Genomic DNA, 23,488 nt, shown 5'->3' on the forward strand with positions numbered 1-23,488 from the left:
CAAGCTGCTCAAGGCATTTACTGTATTTGAAGACCTTTTAAATACTCGTAGAGTGCATCTGCTTCTGAGTCATTTAGTTTAGGGTACGTCCCTGTCATCTTATTACCTGGTTTAAAGCTCTCTGGATCTTTCAGCCATGCTTTGACATTTTCTTTGTTCATGTCTTTAATTCCAGCTACTTTTGTCCGCTCTCCGAAGGTTGCAAGGTTTGGTGCAGTCCTTGCCGCCTCTGGTCGTTCATCTCCAGGCTCTACCGCATGACAGCTTAAACAGTTTTTCTCTTTAAAGAGTTTTTCACCCTCAAGGGCTAGATCTGACGTAGATGCAGGCTTCTTATAATCTGCCATCTTTTTCGTCCAGCCTAAAAACTCATCTTGAGAAAGCGTTTTAACTTTAAAGTCCATTAAAGCATGTGATGGACCGCAAAGCTCCGCACATTTCCCATAGAAATATTCTCCAGCATCTTTCGTTCGTTTTGAGTCAAATGTTAAATAAAACTTGTTCTCGTTGTCTGTATTTGTATCAATTTTACCCCCAGCTGATGGAATCCAGAATGAGTGTTTCACATCAGATGCTTTCAGCTTAAAATAAACCTTTTGATCAGTTGGAACAATCAATTCCTGACTTGTCACAATCCCATAATCAGGGTATTCAAATTCCCACCAATATAAGCTGGCTCTTACATTCACAACAAGTGTTTTTTCAGGATCTCGTTTTTTCTTATCCATGGCGCTTGTATCCCCTAGCTCAAGCGTGTATGCCACAACAGGTACAACGAGAATAATGAGTAGAAGTATCGGAATCGCTGTCCACGTAATTTCGAGGTTACGGTTCCCTTCTACCTGTTTAGGAATCGTATCTTCTCCCACTTTAGAACGTTTGAATTTAATGATGACGTAAAAGAAAATGATCGATACAACAATAACGACAAGAACCATAATAAGTGTACTCAGTACCGTTAGGAAAAACTGTTTATCTGCTACTTCCCCAACTGGCCTCAGTGTTGATAAGTATGGTTCACCGCAGCCCGCCAAAACGAGCGTCAGTAAGAGAAACAGTGAATAAACACGCCATTTTCTTATCATAATTTGTCCCAACCCCTTTTGCTTGATCTCCTTTGCCTTTCGGTTTTACCTCTTATTTATAAAATCACCTTTCACCCATCCATAACCCCCGCCTCTTATAAAAGCACTTACATTTCCTCTTTTCATAAAAAAATGATGTTTTTACTCAAAATACCATCTATGTATAAACAGAAAGCCGCCTAAATAGAACTGAATATCAGGCGGCTTTCATAGTTGTAAGAAAATGTTGTGTTATAAGATATAGCCATTGTTTTGATGTGATCAAAGTGTATTTCACTCTAGAATAGTGTAATAATAATCATCGCAACGAAAAAGATCGTTAAGTAGTTTAATGAATAAACGAACATGAGTGTAGACCACTTCATGATATCTTTCATTTTAAAGCCCATAAGACCAATGACGAGCCATCCAATGTTCAGCAATGTGCCAAGTGCGACAATCGGCCATCCTAATCCACCTAAGAAAAATGGAAGCGGAAGAAGACATGCTGTCCAAATGATGATTTGGCGTTTTGTGACTTCAAAGCCGTAAACAACTGGCAGCATTGGAATACCTGCTTTGCGGTAATCTTCCGTTTTCTTAATCGCAAGTGATAAGAAATGTGGAATTTGCCAGATGAACATAATCATAAACAGGACCCAAGCCGTTGTGTCGATGGTACCTGTAACAGCTGTCCAGCCAATTAATGGCGGAACCGCACCAGATACACTTCCAATGACTGTATTAATGGTGTAATGGCGTTTAGACCACATCGTGTATAGAACTGCATAAGTAAAGACACCGATAAATCCAATCACTGCTGATGTAACAGTTGTCATCAGAAGCATAATCAGTCCAAGTACAACAAGCAGAATACCAAATGCATACGCTTGACCTGGCTGAACTTTACCTGTCACCGTCGGTCTTGTTTTTGTTCTTTCCATTAGTATATCAATATCACGGTCAAACGCATTATTAATGGCGCATGAACCGGCAATAATAAGAGAAGAACCAATCATTGTTAACAGCACAATATCAAGATTCCCAAGGAAACTCATACCTGTAAAATAAAAAGCAAGCCACATTCCAGTAAAAGTTGTAATGAAATTGGAATTGACGATGCCCATTTTAATAAGAGCAAGAAAATCTTTTAAAGCGGTTGTTTCTTCTATTTGTCCATGAATAGCTGCTTCCGCGGCTGTTTTGGAATTTGCCAATGTGTATAACCTCCCTTGCCCAAACCTTCAAACGAACGAATAAAACGTAAAATCGTTACAACTCTATCATACAAGATAAAGAGCTGTAAAAAAACATCCTATTAAATAATAAACGACAAACTTGAAGTTATTTGTGAACTTTTCGTGAATTTATTAGGATGTGCGTTTCAGAAGGCGGTGCAAAATGAAATATTCTCTCCTCTATTTCTATCAGACTGTCAAAGAAAGATCAAGCACTCTAAATCTGTAAACTTTGTGAACTAACATATCATTTTTTTGTGAACTTTGGTCATTATGAATTGCAACAGAACACGCATTTGGCTTAAACTTGAGAGCATGTGAGGTTTTCATTTAGATCAGAAGTTATTTAGAGAAGGTGAAATCATTTGATGAAATTTGCTTTAAGGTTATTGAGCGTTGTCACAACATTTGTGATGCTGATCGTTCTGATTGGCGGTGCGCTTGTGACGAAAACTGGCTCCGGTCTTGGCTGCGGCAGACAGTGGCCCCTTTGCCACGGTCGTTTCTTTCCAGAAATGAACCCTGCTTCCATTATCGAATGGAGCCACCGCATGTCAACAGGAGTTTCCACCATTCTTGTACTGGCACTGGCGGTCTTATGCTGGAAAAAAATCAGTCCAGTATTCCGTGAAACCAAATTTTTGGTCATCATGTCCATTATATTCTTACTGCTTCAAGCGCTGTTAGGGGCACTCGCCGTTGTGTTTGGTTCTAACGCACTTGTCATGGCACTGCACTTCGGTATTTCACTGATTTCTTTTGCTTCCATTTTACTGCTGGCACTGCTTGTGTTTGAAGCAACCAGATCTGAAACAAAGCTTGTGAAGCCGCTTCATATCGGCAAAAGAATGCAGTTCCATATTTATGGGTTGATCACATATACGTATATTGTGGTGTATACGGGCGCCTATGTGAGACATACAAAATCAAGTCTTGCATGCTCTGTCTTCCCATTTTGTTCAAAAGACGGCGCACTTCCAGCGTATTTTAATCAATGGGTTCAAATGTCTCACCGAGCAGCAGCCCTTCTTTTATTCGTTTGGATATTTGTTGCGATGTTCCATGCCCTTAAACATTATAAAGAACAAAAGCAGCTGTATTATGGATGGATCATTTCAGCCATTTTGATTACACTTCAAGCGATCTCTGGTGTCATGTCTGTTTATTCTCAGCTCGCACTCGGTTATGCGCTTGCTCATTCATTCTTTATTTCTTGTTTGTTTGGTGTACTATGCTACTTCTGCTTACTCATTGCCCGGTTTAAATATGAAAATAGAGAGCCTTTCAGATAAACATACAATCCCCCTTTCATCCGAAAAGGGGGATTTCTTTTATGTTTGTTTCGCTTCTTCAAATAGCGAAATGGCTTTTTTCCGTCTTTCTTGATGATCGACTGTAGGCAGAGGATATGTATCCCCCAGCACACATCCCGATTTCATTTGCTCATCTATCGGCATTTTACTCGGTTCATGAATCCATTTTTCATTCACATGCTTAAGTTCTGGCACATACCTTCTAATATATTCTCCGCTTGGATCAAATCGTTTCGACTGGGTCGTTGGGTTAAAAATACGGAAGTAAGGAACAGCATCCGTTCCGACAGAGGCTGCCCACTGAAATCCTCCAATATTCGAAGCCTCATCATAGTCGACAAGTTTTCTTGCGAAATACGCTTCGCCCATTCTCCAATCGATGAAATAATCTTTTGTCAGGAATGAAGCCGTCACCATTCTCAAACGGTTATGCATCCAGCCTTCTTCATTTAACTGTCTCATCCCAGCGTCAACGAGCGGGAAGCCTGTTTGTCCTTTACACCAAGCTTCAAAAAGTGTCTCATCATCATTCCATTTTATGTGTTGAAAGGAGGCGTTGATTTCTTTTTCTTTCATCTCTGGATAATGCGCAAAGATCATATGATAAAAATCACGCCATGCCAGCTCTTTCATAAATGTTTCCTTGCCCTCATCTTCAAAAAGTTCTTCCTCATTGACCGCATGAAAGATTGTGCGAATAGAAATGGTCCCGGTTTTTAAGAACCGAGACAGCTTGCTCGTCCCAAAAACAGACGGAATATCTCGTTTCTCATGATAATGCGTCAATCTTTCTTGAATAAAGCCGCCTAGCGTGCTCATCGCTTTGTCTGATCCAATCTGATCGAATTTCCTTGTACATTTCTTGATGATGTCCCTCAGTTTCTCGTCTCCCTTTTCAGAAAGTGACTCATCACAAATCGTATGCTTGCTGCTCAGAAATGATTTGTCAACTTTTATCACAGACTGCTTCTCCTGCTTCCGCCACGCTTGGTAGTATGGAGTAAACACTTGATAATGAGAACCATCCGCTTTTAAAATATCTCTCGCACCATGCAGATGCGTATCTTGCCACTTTGACACATGAATGCCCTTTTCTTCTAAGATACGGGTCACTTGCTCATCACGTGTTCGACCATTTCCTACTTCGTCCTCATTAAAAAAGACCGCATTGATGTCATAAGCATCCAGGAGCTTTTGAAAAGCGAACAAAATATCATCATGAATGAGATGAACATACATGTGAGATTCTCTCGCTTCCTTGACGAAATTGGCCAAGTTTTGAAAGAAATGTTCGTTGTTCAAATCCAGTTCCATTTCTGTAAAAAACGGATCTAGATGATAAAAAGCAAATAATCGGTACTGATGTTTTTTTGCATATGTGATCGCTTTTGATAAGGCGATATGATCATCCAATCGCATATCTCGGCGAAACCAAATCACGACAATTTCCACTCTTTCTTCACCTCATTCTATAGTGTAATCACTCTATCGGCCGGCTGCACATTTTAATGCGCTCAAAAAAAAGACACATCGCAGTGGATGTGTCTCACTCATTATTCAGGCTTTAAGACAATCAACAGATCTCCAGTTTGAATCCCTTCTCCATTCGTGACATGAATTTCATCCACGACTGCTGAGAACGGTGCTTGTACCGTCGTTTCCATCTTCATCGCTTCATTGATCATCAAGTGCTCACCTTGAGAAATTTTCTGTCCTTTTTCAACAAGCACTTTGATCACAGTGCCTGGCATCGATGCGGCAATGTGATTTGGATTTGAGCGATCTGCCTTCATTTTTTCTTGAACGGAGGATTTGATGCTTTCATCCTTAATGACCACTTCACGCGGCTGTCCATTCAGTTCAAAGTAAAGCACTCTTGTAGCGTCCGGATTCGGTTCTCCAATGGACACGAGTTTGACAATGAGGGTTTTCCCTTTTTCAATTTCTACCTCAATTTCTTCACCAAGTCTCATGCCGTAGAAGAAGGTTGGTGTGTCAAGAACAGAGATGTCTCCATAGCTTTCTGCTGTTTGAACAAATTCAGAAAAGACTTTCGGGTATAAAGCATATGCAATGGCATCTTGTTCTGTCAACGTCAGATCATGTGATTCTTTGAACTGCTTTTTGATTTCTTCAAAGTCCACTGGTTTCAGTTTCTCACCTGGTCTGACAGTAAGCGGCTCCTCCCCTTTTAAAATCAGCTTTTGCAATTTTTCTGGGAATCCGCCATGAGGCTGTCCTAAATAGCCTTTAAACAATTCAACAACCGAATCTGGGAAATCCAGTGTTGCTCCTTTTTCATAAACATCCTCTTCTGTCAGATCGTTTTGCACCATATAAAGTGCCATATCTCCGACCACTTTAGAAGATGGTGTCACTTTCACAATGTCACCAAACATGTCATTTACACGTCTGTACATTTCTTTTACTTCATTCCAGCGGTCGCCAAGGCCGACCCCTTTCGCCTGCTGTTGCAGGTTACTATACTGGCCACCAGGCATTTCATGCTCATAAATTTCTGTATGCGGTGAATTCATTCCGCTTTCAAACTCATGGTAATATTTTCTGACGGAATCCCAATATTGAGAAAGACGTTCAACCGCTTGAACATTCATTTCGGGCTTTCTTTCATGTCCGTCTAAAGCATAATATAATGAGCTCGCACTTGGTTGTGATGTGAGCCCCGCCATAGAGCTGACAGCAACATCAACAATATCAACACCTGCATCAATCGCTCTTGCATAGGTGAAGAGTCCATTTCCACTCGTATCGTGTGTATGAAGATGGATTGGAATCGTGAGCTCGTCTTTTAGAGCCGATACAAGCTCATAAGCCGCTTGAGGTTTTAATAATCCCGCCATATCTTTGATGCCTAAAATATGAGCGCCTGCGGATTCAAGCTCCTTCGCAAGAGAGACATAATATTTCAAATCATATTTCGGACGTGATGGATCAAGAATATCACCTGTATAACAAATCGCTGCCTCTGCCACTTTGCCGGATTCACGAACAGAATCAATGGCAAGCGTCATGCCTTTGACCCAGTTTAGACTGTCGAAAATACGGAAGACGTCAATGCCTGCCTCTGCCGATTCCTTTACAAATGCTTTAATCACATTATCCGCATAGTTTGTATATCCGACAGCGTTTGATGATCTTAATAGCATTTGGAACAAAGTGTTTGGCACTTCTTGACGAAGCTCTTTCAATCTTTCCCAAGGATCTTCTTTCAAGAAACGATATGCCACATCAAAGGTAGCACCGCCCCACATCTCCATACTGAATAACTCTGGCCATAAACCTGCTGTTGGCTGAGCAACTTTCTTTAAGTCGTGTGTTCTAAAGCGTGTTGCAAGCAGGGATTGATGTGCGTCTCTAAAGGTTGTATCCGTTAAGAGTACACCGCTTTGCTCTTTCACCCAATTGGCGAGCCCCTCAGGTCCATGCTTGTCTAACAATTGTTTCGTTCCAGAAGGAATCGTTTCATGGACAGCAAGTTTCGGCACATTTGGTTGATCAAAATGAGGCTTCTTATTTTCCGAAATACCAGGGAACCCATTAATGGTAACGTTACCAATATAAGTAAGCATTTTCGTTCCGCGGTCTTTTTGCTTAGGAAAGTTAAATAGCTCTGGTGTCGAATCAATAAACGATGTATCATATTCCCCTCTTAGAAACTTCTCGTGCTTTGCAACGTTTTCAAGAAACGGGATATTTGTTTTAATGCCGCGAATCCTGAATTCTTGTAAATTTCGGACCATTTTAGCCGCAGCTTGATCGAAAGTAAGTGCCCAAGTAGACAGCTTGACCAACAGTGAATCGTAAAAAGGCGTAATCACCGCACCTTGGAAGCTGTTCCCTGTATCAAGACGTACACCAAAACCACCGCCTGAACGGTAAGCCATAATTTTTCCTGTATCTGGCATAAAATCATTCAAAGGATCTTCTGTTGTGACCCTTGATTGAATGGCAAATCCATGTGTAAAGATATCTTCTTGCTTTGGTATCCCGACTTCTTTGCTGTGAAGGTCATGTCCTTTTGCGACAAGAATTTGGGTTTGGACGATATCGACACCTGTGATCATTTCTGTGATCGTGTGTTCCACCTGGACCCTAGGATTGACTTCAATAAAATAAAACTCCCCATTTGCCACTAGGAATTCTACAGTCCCTGCATTGATATACGATACATTCTGCGCCAGCTGAACAGCCGCTTCACAGATGTCTTCACGCAATTGATTAGAAAGAGACACACTTGGTGCAACCTCAATGACTTTTTGATGACGCCTTTGAACAGAGCAGTCACGCTCATATAAATGAATGATATTGCCGTGATTGTCTCCAATCACCTGCACTTCAATATGTTTCGGATTTTCAATCAGCTTTTCAACGTATACTTCGTCATTTCCAAAAGCCGCTTTCGCCTCTGACTTTGCACGGTCATAGGCTTCGCTCAGCTCCTCTTTTGATCTGACAATCCGCATACCTCGGCCGCCGCCTCCAAGTGAAGCTTTAATAATAAACGGGTAACCGTATTCTTCACCGAATTTTTCGACTTCTTTGACCGAATCAACCGGCCCGTCACTTCCTGGAATGACTGGAATCCCAGCTTTTTTCGCTTCATCTCTCGCTTTTACTTTATCTCCAAACATATCTAAATGTTGAGAAGTTGGGCCGATGAATTGGATGCCTTCCTCTTCGCATCGTCTTGCAAAATGAATGTTTTCAGATAAAAATCCGTATCCTGGATGAATCGCATCCACGTCATTTCGTTTTGCAATTTCGATGATCCCCTCGATATCAAGGTAGGCATCAATCGGCTTTTTCCCTTCTCCAACTAGATATGCTTCATCGGCTTTATAGCGATGATAAGAGCCCGAGTCTTCTTTGGAGTAAATGGCCACTGTACGTAAGTTGAGCTCCGTACAGGCCCTAAAGACTCTGATAGCGATTTCCCCTCTGTTTGCAACTAGAACCTTTTGAATTGTTCTCTGTGACATTCTCACTCCTCCATATCCCTTAAAATTTTATATGTACTCTATAATAAAGGAAGAAATGAAAACTGTACACTTTTGTTTTCTAAAGATTCAAAGTTTTCTGCAATCCATTTTTTTGAATCGATGGTTTGCTGATTGATTTTTTCTTTTTATAACGCTCTTTATATTCAGTGAACATGCTGATATTCAGCAATATTCCCATACATCCACTCAGTAAAATGATAGAGGATCCCCCGTAGCTGATAAACGGAAGTGTGACCCCAGTGATCGGAATGAGACCTGAAACACCGCCCAAATTAATACACGTTTGGATGGCAATCATTGAAGAAATTCCTATTGCAAGCAAACTTCCAAACGGATCTTCACACTTTCTCGCAATGTAAAAACCTTTCACAACAATAAAGCCAAGGAGAGCAAGGACAAAAAATACACCGAAAAAACCAAGCTCTTCCGAGATAATTGCCATGATAAAATCTGTATGCGGTTCTGGAAGGTATCCATACTTTTGTACACTCTCTCCAAGACCAAGCCCAAAAAAGCCGCCTGATCCAATCGCATAATATGAATTAATCAATTGATGCCCAGAAGCGCCTGCGTCTTTAAATGGATCTTGGAAACTCTCAAAACGTCCAAGACGATTCTGCGTGAAAATTTTATCCCAAAAAAGAATAATAAACGGTGTCACAACAACCATCACCGCACTAAATAAAGCGAGCAGCTTGGCCAGCGTTTTACCGCTAAACCCTGAGCATAAAATCATCGCAAGGGCAATCATACCAATGATAAAAGCTGTCCCATAGTCTGGCTGCAAAATAATAAATCCGCATAGGATGGAGACAACCACAATTGGAGGTGTCACCCCTCTTAAAATATGGTCAATATAATGCTGCTTCTTTGCATAGACAGCAGCAAGATAAATGATGACAACGATCTTCACGAATTCCGCTGGCTGAAGACTAAAAGGCCCAAATTTGATCCAGCTTCTAGCATTCCCTGCAATGTGACCGCCAAAGTACACATAAATGAGAGAAAACACAGATAGCAAAAGCATCACAATTTGGAATCTTTTATTTAAGAGCAGCTGATACGGAATGAGGGCTGTAAAAATCAAGATGACCGCCCCGACAATCATAAATAAAAGCTGTTTCTTGAAAAAATTATCTGGCGCAGCATCATATCTGATCACAGATGTAATCATACTTGAGCTATACACCATCACCAAGCCGAATGCGCTAATTAATATAATGGCGAACAATAATGAGTAGTCATACGATTTTAGCATTCTCTTTAACATATAATCCTCTTCCTAACGTCTATTTCTACTGCTTGATATTCTCTTCTCTTAGCTGTTCTTATTCTACTACATTTTCTCCGTTTGATCCCGTTTTACCTCTTTATATTGTTCGTCTTTCATGAGACAATCAAGTCCGTTTGGCATCAAGCAAAATAAAAAGGCGGACAAAAAAACTCAAACTTATGTTGTGGAAGTTTGAGTTTTCAATCATTATTTTTTTGTGAACGCATCATGAAGTGCGGATAGTTCTCTCTCAAGTTTATCGAGTAGTTTTTTGCCTTCATGTTGATCAACTAATCCAAGCCGGACAGCGAAATCAATTTCTCTCGATAATCCGAACATTTGAGTATCTAAAACCTCTTCATAAAGAGGACATTGCGGCATCGTTAAGTTGTCCATTTGCACTTGGATCAATTTTAAAATTTTATCTGCATCCAATTTTAATAAAGCCAGTGCTTTTTGCCGATGATCGACTAAAATTTCTGACGCCAAAAGTATCCCTCCGTTCCCCAGGCGAGTACCTAATTCTTCTATTTATCATAAAGCGAAACGCCCAAAATTGCAAGCAGATTTGTACAGTTCGCTCTGTAAAAATAAAAAGAAGCCATTCGTCATTAAAAGATACTCATCTCATATTTTTCACTCATGAGCTCAAGCAGCTTAATACCCGCAATACTATTCCCTTTTTCATCCAAAGCAGGCCCGAATATACCTATCCCAAAGTCGTATGGCGCCGCCCCCATAATTCCGCCTGAAACACCACTTTTAGCAGGGATTCCGATATTGATCGCAAATTCCCCGCTCGCATTGTACATACCGCATGTGACCATAAACGTTTTACAAATTCTAGCAACATCTTTCGAAAGGATTTGCTTTCCTGTCTCTGGATGCCTGCCATCTAATGAAAAAACACACGCGATCTTCGCCAAATCCAGGCTGTTCATCATGACGGCGCATTGCTTCGTATAGACGTCCATCACCTCTTCTACATTCCCTTTAATGATATGATATTGCTTCATATAATAGCACATTGCGCGGTTAATCATTGATGTTTCAAATTCGGATGCAGCGGTTTCTTTGCAATATGTAATGGTGGTGTCATTGGCAAGCTCTCTAATAAAACCAAGCAGCCGGTTCAGCTGATCTTGCGGCGTTGCCCCTCTTATTAAACTTGTAACGGCAAGCGCTCCTGCATTAATCATTGGGTTCAGCGGCTTATTGGGGCTTGCTGTCTCTAGTTTAATCATCGAATTAAACGGGTCGCCAGTCGGTTCTTGTCCAACATATTGAAACACTTTTTTCGGTCCTTCTTCTGAGAGCACGAGCGCCAGTGCTAATACTTTTGAAATACTTTGCAGGGTGAATCGTTTATCAACATCTCCCGCTGAGTGGCACGTATTACTCACATGGTATACAGCGACAGATAAATCCGATTGATCCGCTTTACCGAGTGCCGGAATATAGGATGCTACCTTTCCATTTTTGGCCACCTTTTTTGCCTCTTCTACAAATCGCTGAAGCTCTTCATTGTCACGACATGCCATGCCCAAAATCCTCCCTGTTTTTCGTCTAATCGTAGTGTGTACAAGGAAGTGCATGTTTATGAAAGTGACAAAGCGGGCGAAAACTTCTATAATTTATGTTGGAAAGGGGTTGTCTTGAACATGAGCATTATTCAAATCAAGGGGAACGTACAATACAAGATCACCATTGATCCGAGTGTATGGATTTTTGATGACCGTAAATTTTTAATGGATTCATTTTTTGAGAAAAGTGCAGCAAACGAAGAGCAGCAGCTAGATCAGGAACTCGATCAAGAGCGGGTCATAAGAGAAGGTCAAACACTTCCACCCACATTAAAAACAGAGAAAAAGTACGAAAAAGAAAGACTCGTCACAGGCAGCTTCGGGATGAAACTTGGCGACATGATAAAAAATGCAGAACCGCTCGAACAAGCGGAGACGTGTGAATTTGTCACAGAAACAGAAACAATTGCTGTTCCACTCTCTAAGGCGATGGATAGCATTGCCCATTTCAGCCAAAATGGAAAGCCTATAACAGAAGAAGGACCAATCCACGTTTATTTCGAGGATCAGTCCAACATCACTCAGCCGATTAAAGGCGTCAAAGAGTTAATCATTACATAAGATGACGGGTCTGGACTATAATAAATCAGCTGCAAGCTGAGCAAGTCCAGACCTTTCTCCTTTGACAAGCTTGACATGTCCAGATATTTGCTGCCCTTTGAAACGCTCAATGACATATGTGAGCCCATTATTTAAGCTGTCTAAATAAGGGTGATCAATCTGCTCTGGGTCTCCCATCAGCACAATTTTACTTCCCTCACCAACCCGCGTTAATAATGTTTTTACTTCGTGTTTTGTTAAGTTTTGCGCCTCATCGATAATGATAAATTGATCAGGGATACTTCTCCCGCGAATATACGTTAAAGCTTCCACTTGAATTGAACCGATGCCCGCTAGTATCGCATCGAGTTCACCAGGTTTTTTTGTGTTAAATAAAAATTCTAGGTTGTCATAGATCGGCTGCATCCACGGTCTGAGCTTCTCTTCTTTTTCGCCTGGCAAATACCCTAAGTCCTTACCGACAGGAACAATAGAGCGCGCCACGATGAGCTTTTTAAACATGCCGAGGTCCTCTGTCTGCATTAATCCAGCAGCAAGTGCAAGCAGTGTCTTGCCTGTTCCCGCTTTTCCGATAAGTGTCACAAGCGGAATATCGCGGCGTAAAAGTAACTCAAGCGCCATCGTTTGCTGGACATTTTTTGGGCGAATTCCCCAAATATGTTCTTGGTCATAAATAAGCCGTTTCACATGCTCTGCTTTTTGATCAAGCATCCCCAAAGCAGATCCACCTTCATTTCCCTTCATAATAACAAATTGATGAGGGTTTAATGGTGTTTGGGTGACGTCTTTTATCGGTAACTGATTTTGCTTATAAAATGTATTCAGCTGCTCAGTCGGAATATAGAGCTCGTGATAGCCGTTATCAATGTCTTCATTTTGTAGCACTCGATCGCTTAAGAAATCCTCTGCTTGCAGACCAATGGCATCCGCCTTTACTCGCACTAGGACATCTTTGCTGACCAAAATGACAGGCCGGCCATCCGGTTTTGTTTCTTCCTCTAAGCTCAAATTCTTCGCAACAGCCAAAATCCGGTTATCGTTTGTTTTTTCGATGAAAATTTCTTGAAGTTCATGGAAAGAGCGATGATTCAGCTCAATACGCAGCGTTCCTTTTGACTCCAGCGTAATTTTTTCATGCAGTTTCCCTTTCGATCTCAACCCGTCGATTAAACGTGAGACACGTCGTGCATTTTGCCCAACCTCATCCATATATCTTTTTTTCGAGTCTACTTCTTCTAACACTACGGCCGGAATCACGACCTCGTTGTCTTCAAATGAAAAGATTGAATTCGGATCCTGTAATAACACATTTGTGTCTAATACATAAATTTTACTCAGGTCCTTCGCCTCCTGATCGGGGTTTCATTCATCCTTGTCTTTCCAAAAACGATTGTTAAAATATATGTTTTCATGAATAAAGTTAGAAGGTTAATTCAACAATAAAATAAATCATGCAGTTTGTGAAGGAGGGAATACACATGCGACTATTTTTGACGTTATTCATGGTTCAAACCATTCTTTTATTAGGCGCTTGCCAGTATCAAGAGAAGCCTTTGGCACAAGAACATCAAGACGGAAACAAGCATTTAGTAAGAGTATCAGACTCATCCAAGAAAAACACTGACAAAGCCCGCCCATCAACAGATGTGGCAAATCATCTAGTGAATGTGACTGAGCATGTAGCAGATGTAAATGACGCAACAGCAATCGTCATCGGCAAGTATGCTGTCGTCGGCATTGATGTAAAAGATGATTTAGATAGAAGCAAAGTTGAAACCATTAAATATTCAGTCGCCAAAGCACTGAAAAATGACCCAGAAGGTGCGAATGCTGTTGTCGTCGCTGATCCAGATACAGTGAGCCGTTTAAAGGAAATGGGCAAAGAAATTCAAGCTGGCAGACCAGTAAGCGGAATTATGGACGAATTAGCAGCCATTGTGGGACGTGTTATGCCAGAAATGCCTCGAAATGAAATCGACCGTAACGAAACAGATCCGACAAATGATCCGAACCATCAGCTCAAACAACAAGATCAAAAGCAATTAGAAAAAAACCAAAACGATCAATCAAACCATCATATGAATCAGAAGAAATAATGAGAACGGCTTATATCTCTTGTGATATAAGCTTTAGATTGTTGACAAAGGGCTAAAATGAACTTTATTTTGGCTCTTTGTCTTCTTTTCAGCGTGATAGAAAACCTTTGCAGTCCAGGAAGGACGAGCATCGGCGCGGAGCGAATTTGACATTCGTGAGCACCGAAGCGCAGGACTGACACCGAATGCGAGGGTTTGCCTACACGCTGCGGCTTATATCTCTTGTGATATAAGCCTTTTTTATGCTGATTTTAAGTGGCTCAAAAAACATGCTATAATGAAGGCATGACCAAAGTGAGGTGAAAATGATGAGAGTGAAGTGCTCATTATGTGAAAAGCTTGAAACCATTAATGATGATACACTTGTTGCTAAACGGTTAAGAAATCGACCGATTCATACATATATGTGCGATGACTGCCAAGAAAGAATTAAAGTAAAGACAGAGGCACGCATCAAAACTGGCAGATTCTCTCTTTATCAAGATCCTGCGACGAAAGAGAAAAAGAAGAAAAAAGAAAAAAAAGAACAGAAGACATAAAAAAGACCTGACACAAGTTCAGGTCTTTTTTACGTACTTACTGTTCCTTCTTTTTTCGCACGATGCAGTCGTATTTTATAAATAATCAAAATGACAGCTGCCACAACCAGGCCTTCTGCGACTGGCAAGAAGATACCTAGAAATGTGAGAAACGTGCAACCAAAAATCAAAAACAAATAAATGACAAGTGCTTTTAAAATCGGTAAACGTCTAGCAAAGCCGAGTTTAAAAACAATAATCGCTAAAACAAGGATGGTGCCATATAGGAGCCACATCCCTGTTTGCGGATTTTCATCGACACGAAACAGCATCGCGAAAAAGGATAGATTCTCACTTACTTCCTGATCATTCAAAAAGATTCCCTCCCCTTATCTTTCAGGGTTCTATCTTTTTAATTCTTCATGGAATTAAGATAATCCTGCTAGCTTTTTCTTCTTCGCAGCTTTCTCACGTTCGTTTTTATCTAAAATTTTCTTTCTTAAACGGATCGATTCCGGTGTAACCTCACAGTATTCGTCTTCATTTAAGTACTCAAGAGATTCCTCAAGTGACATAATACGTGGTTTTTTCATACTAACCGTTTGATCTTTTGTCGCTGAACGTACGTTTGTTTGTTGTTTCATACGGCTCACGTTGACAACAAGATCGTTTTCACGGTTATGCTCACCAACAATCATTCCTTGGTATACTTCAACACCCGGCTCAACGAAAATCACACCGCGCTCTTCAACGCCTTGGATTCCGTAAGCAGTTGCTTTACCTGTTTCCATTGAAACAAGTACACCTTGACGGCGTCCGCCAACTTGACCAGACTGCATCGGCTGGTAGCTGTCAAACGTATGGTTCAAAATACCAAAACCACGAGTTAATGAAAGAAATTCAGTTGTATATCCGATTAAACCACGTGATGGAACTGTAAAGATCAGGCGAACTTGACCATTACCATTATTGATCATGTCAATCATTTCACCTTTTCTTGCACCCATTGATTCCATAACAGAGCCAGTATGCTCTTCAGGCACATCAATTTGAACACGCTCTACAGGCTCACATCGAACACCATCTACTTCTTTTACAATAACTTCTGGCTTCGATACTTGCAGTTCAAATCCTTCACGTCTCATATTCTCAATCAGAATTGATAAGTGAAGCTCACCGCGTCCTGATACGACCCAAGCATCAGGTGAATCCGTTGGATCTACACGAAGACTTACGTCTGTTTGAAGCTGCTGTTCTAAACGCTCTTCAATTTTACGTGATGTCACGTACTTTCCTTCACGGCCTGCAAATGGGCTGTTATTCACAACAAATGTCATTTGAAGTGTCGGCTCATCAATACGAAGGATCGGCAAAGCCTCTTGGTGTTCTACCGGGCAGACTGTTTCTCCTACGTTGATGTCTTCCATACCAGATACTGCGACAAGATCTCCAGCTTTCGCTTCATTGATTTCCACTCGTTTTAACCCTTGGAAACCAAAAATCTTCGTCACGCGGAATTGTTTTACACTGCCATCCACTTTCATTAGAGCAACTTGCTGTCCTACTTGCATCGTTCCTCTAAATACACGGCCAATTCCAATTCTTCCAACATAATCATTGTAATCAAGTAGCGCCACTTGGAATTGAAGCGGCTCTTCATGGTTGTCGACTGGGCATGGGATATGGTTGACAATCGCTTCAAACAACGATTCCATGTTTTCATCTTGCTTACTAGCATCGTTACTTGCTGTACCATTGATTGCTGATGCATATACAACTGGGAATTCAAGCTGTTCTTCTGTTGCATCCAATTCAATGAACAAGTCAATAACTTCATCGACTACTTCAGCTGGACGAGCAAAGTCACGGTCAATTTTATTGACAACAACAATTGGTGTTAAGTTTTGCTCAAGTGCTTTTTTTAGCACGAATCGTGTTTGAGGCATACAACCTTCATATGCATCCACAACGAGAAGTACACCATCTACCATTTTCATGATACGCTCAACTTCACCACCGAAATCGGCGTGTCCTGGTGTATCTAAAATATTAATGCGTGTATCTTTATAATGGATCGCAGTATTTTTAGCTAAGATCGTAATACCGCGCTCTCGCTCTAAATCATTTGAATCCATGGCTCTCTCAGCGATATTTTCATTCGCACGGAAAGTACCAGCTTGATGGAGCAATTGGTCAACAAGCGTCGTTTTACCATGGTCAACGTGGGCAATAATTGCGATGTTGCGAAGGTCTTTTCGAAGTTTCACATTTTCATCTCCTAAAATAATTAGATAACTTTCATATTATATCACAATCCCCTTTAAATGCCGATCGTTTTTCTGTAAACTTATATTAACTCTAAAAAAAGGGATGGAGACAAATGAAACAAATCAAATGGCTTCTATTATTATGTGCATTACTTGCCGTCGTCAGTATGGCGTTTATTGGAGTGTCTGTTGCAGAAAAAAGCATACTGGGAACATGCTTAAGTATTGTGTTCGCCATGATTTTCATGGGTACAGGATTTACATTAAAACGAAAATTAAACGTGCAATCATAAAATTTATGAAAAGCCTTTTACATTTTACATGTAGAAGGCTTTTATTTTGGGTAAAAACAAGACCAACCACCTATGTAACACTAATGATTCAACTAAAAATTTCATATAGTGTTGGCAAATCTAAGCAATCTGAACTCCTCCATTTTTCGACAAGAACTTTTATAGTTCTCCAAAATCAAACACAAAGTTACATTTTTCCTATTCTTCCACAAAGTTTCTCATGGTATGCTGTTCTTGCAACAAAATTTAACAGAAAAGGGAGAGAAAAGAAGCATGAAGAAGTTTTTGAGCAAATCGCTCAGCTCTGTTGTATTTTTCGCTTTAGCTATCATTTTTACTTTCACAACAGTAGCTCCTGGGCAAGCAAGTGCTGCAACTTTCAAAGGGATTCCTTTTGAGCAGCAACAAATTATTAAAGATTTATTGGAGAAAAACGAGCGTGTTATCAGCATTCTCATCAATTCATTTGTTGAGGAAGACAACAACTACACATTTGATGTGAAAAAAGCTGTTGAGCTCGGTCTGACTGAAGAAGAAGCGGCGACTGCTGAGAAATTCTTAGATCGCGCAGCTGTTCTTACAATCGTTTTCAGTGAAAGCATCACTAAAAACGAAAAAGGAAAATTAGTTTTTGATGCAGAAAAAGCTGTTGAACTTGGTCTTACTAAAGAAGAAGCAACTAAATTCGAAAAGCTTTTCAAATCAGTGATCAGAATTGCTGATCTTGCTGGTGATGCACTTGTTCTAGACAAAAAAGGAAACGTTGTAATTGATTCTAAAATCGCTAAAGGTCTTGGATTCAGCTCTACTGAATTACTTGTTTTCAACCAATTGCTTAAGAAAATTCCTCAAGAGCAATTAAAAACGTTCTATGATGCAGTTCAAATTGCTAAAGAAAAATTGAACTAAGCTCAAAAAACCCCCATCCGGTTCATCCAGATGGGGGTTCTTTCTTATATCCAATAGATCAAGAGCATGATGAGATAGACGATACTAAAAACGATACTTGCCCTTAATAACAGTTTTCCATAGTAGCGCTTTTCAAACTTTCTTTTTTCTTCTTTTTCATCTATGAACGGTATGAAATCTGTTGACTTTGCAATAGAGACTGGTTCTTTCATTTCTTCATATAGATGAAGGCATTTTTTGCATGAACGTAAGTGCTCATTCACTAATTGATTTGTTTCTTCACTCGTGTCCCCTTCTATATAAAGTGGTAATAGTTCTTCAATCAAATAACAGCTCATTTGTTGAACTCCTCACAATGTAGCTTTCGTTTCAGCTCTAATCTAGCTCGATGAAGGGTTGTCTTTACTTTAGATAAGGTCCAATTCAAAATTTCCGCTACTTCTTCATACGATAATTCCTGAATATCTCTTAAAATGAGGACTTCTCGGTAAGAATCCTTCAATTGATTGATCTGGCTCCACAGCCTTTGAATATCAGCTTGAGTTTCTAAATGGTCTTCAGGTGTCATGAATATCTGCTGCTCTAAAAAATCAGCTTTTTCTACATCCGTAAAAGTTCGTTTTACTTTTCGGCGATAGTCGTTGACAAATGTATGATAAGCAATGGTGTAAAGCCATGTTTTCATGCTTGAATGTCCTTTAAAAGAGGATAATCCATGCAGTGCCTTGATAAATACATCCTGTGCAAGGTCCTTGGCTGTTTCGACATTTCCCGTTCTGCGATATAAATATTTGGTGATTTCCTGAAAATATTCTTCATATATTTTTTCAATTTGATTGGTCGGTCTAGACATCAAAAATAAAACCACACAGTCATCCAAATTGATAAAACGATAAAAAAGAAGTATAACGAAGAAATAAACCACTTCATGCGTTTTAATTCGAGATAATCGCTCTGATTCTCAGTGTGGGCAGGAGTAAACTCATTTCCCTTAACAGAATGCTGAAACTGCCTTTCATGCGTCTTCATCCAGTTAGAAGCCTCTTCTCCAAGCTCCCCTTCCTGATACAATTCATATAAGTCTTGAAAGATGGCTTGTTTTTCTTTATCTGTCAAAACGTTGCACCTCTTTTGTTCGTCCATTTACTTCATATATTTTCCGCTCATTCGATCCGAAGGTTTGAATGATCACAAACCACGAAATGCTCATTTTCCCCTCTTTGTCGATCATTCTCACCGGCTTGATTTGTTTTTTATAGATGGTATAAGGTTCATACTTTTTGAGAACTTGCTGATAGACTTCATCACGTTCTTGATTCGATACCGTATGCGGTAAAGAAAAGTCTGATTGCCAATTCAACTCAATTCCATCGGCATCTCTCGTCACATGAAGTAAATTTGATGACCCGTGAAAAGTATATTGTTTGTGTTCACGAGTTCCTGTTTCTGTCTTCACGTCTTTTGACTGTTCCCCTATCATTTCAAACAAATCTTCGTCACTGATATTTCCTTTTTTCTGTTGAAGAATCGCTTTTGATAGCTGTATTTTCAGCAATTCTTTCGTTGAACCATTAAACAGAAATTCAGATTGATCGGCTGTCTTTACCGCCACTTCATGCTGCCATTCAAAATAAAAAGCATCAACGTCTGTGATCTGGTAAGCTGGGGGCTGTAAATTTAACATTTTATAAATACGATTTATTTTCGTTTTCATTTCTTTGTTTGTTAAATTGATCCCGTCTATATCCTTTAATTGAAAGATAGCGTTCCCATATTGCGCTTGTCGAAGCGTCTCTTTTTTCCATGTGGCAAACGCTAGGCTCTCATCTTTATTCTGAGACATTTTTGGCAAAAGAAGAACGCTTGTCTCCCCGTCTTCTTTTTCGACGACGATATGAATGCGGTCTAGATCAACGGATCGGCCGCTTCTTTCAAAAAATTCAATCGTTTTTTCCCTATATTCTTTATCGGTCAAATGCTGACCCTTTGCGCGACCATGATAAAAATAACTGTTTAATTCACCTGTAAACGCAGAAACATTCACTTCATATTGATCGGCTGCAAACACGTAGTTATCAGAGATCGGCTGTTTAATAGTCGTTGAATATAATGTAGTGTCCGCTGGTACAAACTTTGAAGCGAATGCTTTTGCACTTGCTTCAGATAAAGGGCGATATTCTTCTGAGAAAGTATCTGTCAGTTCCGTTTTAGTAAATTGAAACATGATATGTGGAAGATTTAGGACCGGGTTCAGCATCAGCATCAAAAAGACGACAATTCCCCAAGCACCCCACTGTCTCAACTTCACCTTGTTTTGTAGTAACGCACATAACGAATGTAATGTCATAAAGCTTCCTGCGGCCGCTACTAAAATCACAATGGATTTAAACGAAGATTGCAGCTCATGCTTCGAGATAGAAGGATAAAAAATATACAGCAGCGCAGCGAAAATCAGGCCATAGAAAAACAGCAATTCTTTCCACTTCTGATGCCAAAACAAACGAAAGAATAGGTAAAGTACCAAAGCGGCAAAGCCAATCATAAGCACAATGGTCATCAAATTTCTCCATACCAGCTCCGTATCACCGCTGAGAAAGAACTTTTTGCTTTCAACTAACACAATAAATACCGTTTGACATAAAGGCAGAAGTAACACAGATAAATCAAACGCAAAAAACATGCCCCTATTTTTTAAATAAGGAAGAGAAATCACATAAAAAAGTGATGCAAGCAAGACATAACCATAGATGAGAAATTGCATGAAATCTGTCAGCACTTCAAATGTTTCGATCGTATACTGTCTAGCTAGCACTTGGTGGATCATCTCAAGTGTCATACTCCCTAGCAGAACTACTCTTAATATGATTCCAACATAAAATACATAACTACTCTTCTTTTCTTTCCATATGGGAAGTGTAATAAAAAGGACAAATAGTCCAAGCACACACCATTGAATCATGTGGATACTGTACTCATTTAAAATAAAAAACCTTTCAAAATGGAGGGATAAATCACTAAACAAATCAAACATCGCTACACAATCCTTTACTTCAAATTAAGGCCTCGTTCGTATAGACATTTGACTTGTCAAAAAGTTTCATCAAATACAAAAAATCACTTCATTCTCATGAAGTGATGTTGTTTATTTTTTATTTCCGCTTCCCTTTATGTAATCATGCAAGATTTTTTCACAGACGGATCGATTTCCAGCAACAATGCTATTTTTCTCTAGAAACGTCAAGCGTTCGCCGTGAATATTCGAGTAAACAGCGCCTACTTCATCAAGTAACACACATCCAGCCGCATAATCCCAAGGCGCTAACCTTAACGTGACATATGCATCGCTTCTTCCGCTTGCAATATAAGCTAGTTCAAGTGCAGCTGACCCAATCGTTCGTGTTCCTCTCACATCGCGTACGAGACGAGCAAACGGCTTAGCGTCAAAATGAGGGCTTTCAATCGCCCATGTTGGGTTAATGCCGACAATGGCTTTTTCAATGACGACATCTTTTAAAGGCGGGAGTAAGGTATCGTTCATATACGCCCCTTCTCCTTTGACTGCATGATAGAGCTCGTCATGGATGACGTCATAAATAAGACCGATTTTCCCCACACCATGTTCAAATATCCCAATTGAAATGGCAAAATTTCGTTTTTGATGGACAAAGTTCATGGTGCCATCAATTGGATCAATGATCCATACTATTCCGTCAAGAGAGGTCACTTCTTCCCCTTGGCCCTCTTCTCCTAAAATATGATGATCTGAAAATGTCGACTGTATCTTTTCAATGAAGAAACGTTCTGTTTCTTTATCGATGTTTGTGACAAGATCATTTGGATTTGATTTTGTTTCAATTGATAGACCTTCCTGCATGGATGCTTTAATGCGGCTACCCGCTTCTTTTACCCAAAGCTTTGCAAGTCGGTCAATTTCCACCCAGTTTGTCATCGGACTGTAAACCTCTTTTCTATGTAGTACCTATTTGTATTAGCATACTGATATTATGTACGTAAAAGCAAGAAAAAAGCAGCTTCATACAAAAACGAACCGATGAATTGGTTCGTTTTTACCTCACCTTGTTTTACCCTTGAAGCTGCTCCCATTCTTTTCTTAGGCGCTCAAGCTTTCGTTTGCTGCGTTCTACCTGGATATCATCTTTTTGCTCGATGGCTTCATGAAGCGTAGAAAGCTCATAATCAACCTCTAATCTCCACACAGCGATGCGATTCTTCTTCTCTTGTCTATACCCATGCTTCACGATTTGCTTCACTGGTCAACGCCCCTTCCAGAGAATGATTCATTCCTTGTCAGTTTTCATTGATAAAAAATACAATCGATAAGAGAAATGGTTCTTGCTTATATCGTATGAAGCGATCGCATAACCGCAACGACATTCTGAAAATTGTGTTTTTACCTATTTGTTATGTACCACAAAATCGAAGTTTTTAAACGCCGAACCAAGATCCCTGCTATCTTTCTCTTTAAAGTGCATCTTTTTTTGAGCTTGACCCAAGCTATGGTAAAATATGATCAGCGAAAAGATACAGGAGGCATAACATGAGTGAAATGCGTTTTAGAGATGAAGATTTTGAAACATTCACAGTAGACGGTTTAGATGAACGTATGACCGTATTAAAAGAGAGAGTCCGTCCAAAGCTTGAAGCACTTGGTGAACATTTTGCACCGCTTCTTTCTTCTATTACAGGTGACGAAATGTTTGTCCACGTGGCAAAACATGCAAGAAGATCAGTCAACCCGCCAAATGACACTTGGGTGGCTTTCGCTAACAGTAAGCGTGGGTATAAAAAGCTCCCTCATTTTCAAATTGGGCTTTGGAAAACTCATGTATTTGTATGGTTTGCGCTCATTTATGAATCTCCAGTGAAAGGTGAATATGGGCAACTATTCGAAAAAGAGCTGAACACGATCCAAAAGAAAATACCGCAAGACTTTGTTTGGTCTAAGGATCATATGAAACCGGACGTCCTCCGCCACAGCGAACTTGATGCTGAACAGCTGAGAACACTATTTGAACGTGTTCAAACAGTCAAAAAGGCCGAACTCCTTTGCGGCATCCAGCTTCCTAGAGAAGAAGTTATTCAAATGAATAATGAAGAATTCTTATCAAAAATTGAAGATGCCTTCCGCACAGTAACTTATCTATACCGCTTTACACAAAAAGAATCTGTATAAAAAAACGAGCCTATCTATTATAGGCTCAGGCTGTCGAGAAAATCTCGACAGCTTTATTTTTTTCCTTAAATTTTCCACTACCCCATTTTATAATAGAGAAAAGCATACTAAAGGAAGGTGTTTTTCTCATGTTCCACACTAGAAATTCTTCTCAGCAC

Annotated in this window: 23 protein-coding genes; 7 read left to right on the top strand and 16 right to left on the bottom strand. The window is 40.1% G+C overall.

The genetic code is table 11. From position 1 onward, the window contains the following. Positions 1-17: 17 nt before the first annotated feature. Both coxB and cyoE read right to left on the bottom strand, forming a co-directional pair. Positions 18-1,085, bottom strand: coding sequence for a cytochrome c oxidase subunit II (coxB, locus tag FXF70_RS14505; RefSeq protein WP_148780479.1), 1,068 nt, complete (start codon positions 1,083-1,085; stop codon positions 18-20). A 278-nt stretch (positions 1,086-1,363) separates the two neighbouring features. Next, positions 1,364-2,281 carry a heme o synthase gene (cyoE, locus tag FXF70_RS14510; protein WP_024720296.1) on the bottom strand — a complete coding sequence of 306 codons (918 nt, stop codon included), beginning with the start codon at positions 2,279-2,281 and terminating at the stop codon, positions 1,364-1,366. Positions 2,282-2,670: 389 nt separating this feature from the next. Here cyoE and FXF70_RS14515 point away from each other — a divergent pair, with 389 nt between their 5' ends. After that, entirely contained in the window at positions 2,671-3,594 is a 924-nt protein-coding gene (locus FXF70_RS14515; protein ID WP_008345045.1) for a COX15/CtaA family protein, read from the top strand. A 39-nt stretch (positions 3,595-3,633) separates the two neighbouring features. Here the strand turns inward: FXF70_RS14515 and FXF70_RS14520 are convergent, their stop codons facing one another. The 5 genes from FXF70_RS14520 to glsA all read right to left on the bottom strand — a co-directional run bounded on the left by FXF70_RS14520 (position 3,634) and on the right by glsA (position 11,450). Further along, the gene (locus FXF70_RS14520) at positions 3,634-5,067 is read right to left on the bottom strand and encodes a cryptochrome/photolyase family protein (RefSeq protein ID WP_148780481.1); all 1,434 of its coding nucleotides are present in this window, start codon (positions 5,065-5,067) and stop codon (positions 3,634-3,636) included. Positions 5,068-5,168: 101 nt separating this feature from the next. Beyond that, entirely contained in the window at positions 5,169-8,615 is a 3,447-nt protein-coding gene (gene pyc / locus FXF70_RS14525) for a pyruvate carboxylase (RefSeq protein ID WP_148780483.1), read from the bottom strand. 79 nt (positions 8,616-8,694) lie between these two features. Then, the gene (gene ftsW / locus FXF70_RS14530; RefSeq protein WP_008345051.1) at positions 8,695-9,906 is read right to left on the bottom strand and encodes a putative lipid II flippase FtsW; all 1,212 of its coding nucleotides are present in this window, start codon (positions 9,904-9,906) and stop codon (positions 8,695-8,697) included. Positions 9,907-10,116: 210 nt separating this feature from the next. Beyond that, positions 10,117-10,398: an Fpa/YlaN family protein gene (locus FXF70_RS14535; RefSeq protein ID WP_003212509.1), complete on the bottom strand. Its 282-nt coding sequence runs from the start codon at positions 10,396-10,398 to the stop codon at positions 10,117-10,119. 122 nt (positions 10,399-10,520) lie between these two features. Continuing rightward, complete coding sequence (glsA, locus tag FXF70_RS14540) at positions 10,521-11,450, bottom strand: glutaminase A (protein WP_019743436.1); 930 nt, start codon at positions 11,448-11,450, stop codon at positions 10,521-10,523. A 120-nt stretch (positions 11,451-11,570) separates the two neighbouring features. On the opposite strand from glsA, the gene FXF70_RS14545 reads away from it, so the two are divergent. Beyond that, positions 11,571-12,053 (top strand): hypothetical protein, encoded by a 483-nt coding sequence (locus tag FXF70_RS14545; protein ID WP_008345056.1) that lies wholly within the window; start codon positions 11,571-11,573, stop codon positions 12,051-12,053. 15 nt (positions 12,054-12,068) lie between these two features. Here FXF70_RS14545 and FXF70_RS14550 read toward each other — a convergent pair whose 3' ends face one another. Further along, the gene (locus FXF70_RS14550; RefSeq protein WP_025207279.1) at positions 12,069-13,391 is read right to left on the bottom strand and encodes a PhoH family protein; all 1,323 of its coding nucleotides are present in this window, start codon (positions 13,389-13,391) and stop codon (positions 12,069-12,071) included. Between the two features lie 140 nt (positions 13,392-13,531). On the opposite strand from FXF70_RS14550, the gene FXF70_RS14555 reads away from it, so the two are divergent. Beyond that, positions 13,532-14,149, top strand: a complete 618-nt coding sequence (locus FXF70_RS14555) for a YhcN/YlaJ family sporulation lipoprotein (RefSeq protein ID WP_048001594.1) — start codon at positions 13,532-13,534, stop codon at positions 14,147-14,149. A 308-nt stretch (positions 14,150-14,457) separates the two neighbouring features. Continuing rightward, positions 14,458-14,688: a YlaI family protein gene (locus tag FXF70_RS14560; protein WP_108611214.1), complete on the top strand. Its 231-nt coding sequence runs from the start codon at positions 14,458-14,460 to the stop codon at positions 14,686-14,688. A 29-nt stretch (positions 14,689-14,717) separates the two neighbouring features. Here the strand turns inward: FXF70_RS14560 and FXF70_RS14565 are convergent, their stop codons facing one another. Both FXF70_RS14565 and typA read right to left on the bottom strand, forming a co-directional pair. Beyond that, positions 14,718-14,999, bottom strand: coding sequence for a YlaH-like family protein (locus tag FXF70_RS14565; RefSeq protein WP_045034298.1), 282 nt, complete (start codon positions 14,997-14,999; stop codon positions 14,718-14,720). 96 nt (positions 15,000-15,095) lie between these two features. Further along, positions 15,096-16,934, bottom strand: a complete 1,839-nt coding sequence (gene typA / locus FXF70_RS14570) for a translational GTPase TypA (RefSeq protein ID WP_008345068.1) — start codon at positions 16,932-16,934, stop codon at positions 15,096-15,098. A gap of 113 nt (positions 16,935-17,047) precedes the next feature. Between typA and FXF70_RS14575 the strand changes: the two genes are divergently transcribed. Both FXF70_RS14575 and FXF70_RS14580 read left to right on the top strand, forming a co-directional pair. Continuing rightward, entirely contained in the window at positions 17,048-17,227 is a 180-nt protein-coding gene (locus FXF70_RS14575; RefSeq protein WP_008345070.1) for a DUF5325 family protein, read from the top strand. A 273-nt stretch (positions 17,228-17,500) separates the two neighbouring features. Then, positions 17,501-18,136 carry a hypothetical protein gene (locus tag FXF70_RS14580; protein ID WP_017359387.1) on the top strand — a complete coding sequence of 212 codons (636 nt, stop codon included), beginning with the start codon at positions 17,501-17,503 and terminating at the stop codon, positions 18,134-18,136. Between the two features lie 44 nt (positions 18,137-18,180). Here the strand turns inward: FXF70_RS14580 and FXF70_RS14585 are convergent, their stop codons facing one another. From FXF70_RS14585 to FXF70_RS14610, 6 genes are all read right to left on the bottom strand, one after another. Further along, the gene (locus FXF70_RS14585; protein WP_008345075.1) at positions 18,181-18,474 is read right to left on the bottom strand and encodes an anti-sigma factor family protein; all 294 of its coding nucleotides are present in this window, start codon (positions 18,472-18,474) and stop codon (positions 18,181-18,183) included. Further along, a complete protein-coding gene (locus tag FXF70_RS14590) occupies positions 18,471-18,989 on the bottom strand; it encodes an RNA polymerase sigma factor (RefSeq protein WP_026050086.1) in 519 nt (172 codons plus the stop codon). Before FXF70_RS14590 ends, FXF70_RS14585 begins: the two co-directional genes overlap by 4 nt. Then, the gene (locus FXF70_RS14595; protein WP_148780484.1) at positions 18,989-19,252 is read right to left on the bottom strand and encodes a hypothetical protein; all 264 of its coding nucleotides are present in this window, start codon (positions 19,250-19,252) and stop codon (positions 18,989-18,991) included. The genes FXF70_RS14590 and FXF70_RS14595 overlap by 1 nt, the downstream gene beginning before the upstream one ends. Then, positions 19,242-21,095, bottom strand: coding sequence for a hypothetical protein (locus FXF70_RS14600; RefSeq protein WP_262368843.1), 1,854 nt, complete (start codon positions 21,093-21,095; stop codon positions 19,242-19,244). Before FXF70_RS14600 ends, FXF70_RS14595 begins: the two co-directional genes overlap by 11 nt. A gap of 183 nt (positions 21,096-21,278) precedes the next feature. Further along, on the bottom strand, positions 21,279-22,085 hold the full coding sequence (locus FXF70_RS14605) for an inositol monophosphatase family protein (protein ID WP_148780489.1): 807 nt from the start codon (positions 22,083-22,085) through the stop codon (positions 21,279-21,281). Between the two features lie 133 nt (positions 22,086-22,218). Continuing rightward, a complete protein-coding gene (locus tag FXF70_RS14610) occupies positions 22,219-22,407 on the bottom strand; it encodes a hypothetical protein (protein ID WP_008345085.1) in 189 nt (62 codons plus the stop codon). A gap of 287 nt (positions 22,408-22,694) precedes the next feature. Here FXF70_RS14610 and FXF70_RS14615 point away from each other — a divergent pair, with 287 nt between their 5' ends. After that, positions 22,695-23,330 carry a DUF1054 domain-containing protein gene (locus FXF70_RS14615; RefSeq protein ID WP_148780491.1) on the top strand — a complete coding sequence of 212 codons (636 nt, stop codon included), beginning with the start codon at positions 22,695-22,697 and terminating at the stop codon, positions 23,328-23,330. The last annotated feature ends 158 nt before the right edge of the window (positions 23,331-23,488 follow it).

It is taken from the genome of Bacillus sp. Y3 (assembly GCF_008123875.1).
GTDB lineage: Bacteria > Bacillota > Bacilli > Bacillales > Bacillaceae > Bacillus > Bacillus altitudinis.

What these genes read in the sequence shown, in the direction of transcription:
- FXF70_RS14605 (WP_148780489.1), bottom strand. Translation starts at nt 22,085, where the DNA reads ATGACAAACTGGGTGGAAATTGACCGACTTGCAAAGCTTTGGGTAAAA.
- FXF70_RS14545 (WP_008345056.1), top strand. Translation starts at nt 11,571, where the DNA reads ATGAGCATTATTCAAATCAAGGGGAACGTACAATACAAGATCACCATT.
- FXF70_RS14600 (WP_262368843.1), bottom strand. Translation starts at nt 21,095, where the DNA reads ATGATTCAATGGTGTGTGCTTGGACTATTTGTCCTTTTTATTACACTT.
- FXF70_RS14575 (WP_008345070.1), top strand. Translation starts at nt 17,048, where the DNA reads ATGAAACAAATCAAATGGCTTCTATTATTATGTGCATTACTTGCCGTC.
- coxB (WP_148780479.1), bottom strand. Translation starts at nt 1,085, where the DNA reads ATGATAAGAAAATGGCGTGTTTATTCACTGTTTCTCTTACTGACGCTC.
- FXF70_RS14615 (WP_148780491.1), top strand. Translation starts at nt 22,695, where the DNA reads ATGAGTGAAATGCGTTTTAGAGATGAAGATTTTGAAACATTCACAGTA.
- ftsW (WP_008345051.1), bottom strand. Translation starts at nt 9,906, where the DNA reads ATGTTAAAGAGAATGCTAAAATCGTATGACTACTCATTATTGTTCGCC.
- FXF70_RS14565 (WP_045034298.1), bottom strand. Translation starts at nt 14,999, where the DNA reads ATGCTGTTTCGTGTCGATGAAAATCCGCAAACAGGGATGTGGCTCCTA.
- pyc (WP_148780483.1), bottom strand. Translation starts at nt 8,615, where the DNA reads ATGTCACAGAGAACAATTCAAAAGGTTCTAGTTGCAAACAGAGGGGAA.
- FXF70_RS14585 (WP_008345075.1), bottom strand. Translation starts at nt 18,474, where the DNA reads ATGAGCTGTTATTTGATTGAAGAACTATTACCACTTTATATAGAAGGG.
- FXF70_RS14560 (WP_108611214.1), top strand. Translation starts at nt 14,458, where the DNA reads ATGAGAGTGAAGTGCTCATTATGTGAAAAGCTTGAAACCATTAATGAT.
- FXF70_RS14555 (WP_048001594.1), top strand. Translation starts at nt 13,532, where the DNA reads ATGCGACTATTTTTGACGTTATTCATGGTTCAAACCATTCTTTTATTA.
- FXF70_RS14515 (WP_008345045.1), top strand. Translation starts at nt 2,671, where the DNA reads ATGAAATTTGCTTTAAGGTTATTGAGCGTTGTCACAACATTTGTGATG.
- FXF70_RS14590 (WP_026050086.1), bottom strand. Translation starts at nt 18,989, where the DNA reads ATGTCTAGACCGACCAATCAAATTGAAAAAATATATGAAGAATATTTT.
- FXF70_RS14580 (WP_017359387.1), top strand. Translation starts at nt 17,501, where the DNA reads ATGAAGAAGTTTTTGAGCAAATCGCTCAGCTCTGTTGTATTTTTCGCT.
- glsA (WP_019743436.1), bottom strand. Translation starts at nt 11,450, where the DNA reads ATGGCATGTCGTGACAATGAAGAGCTTCAGCGATTTGTAGAAGAGGCA.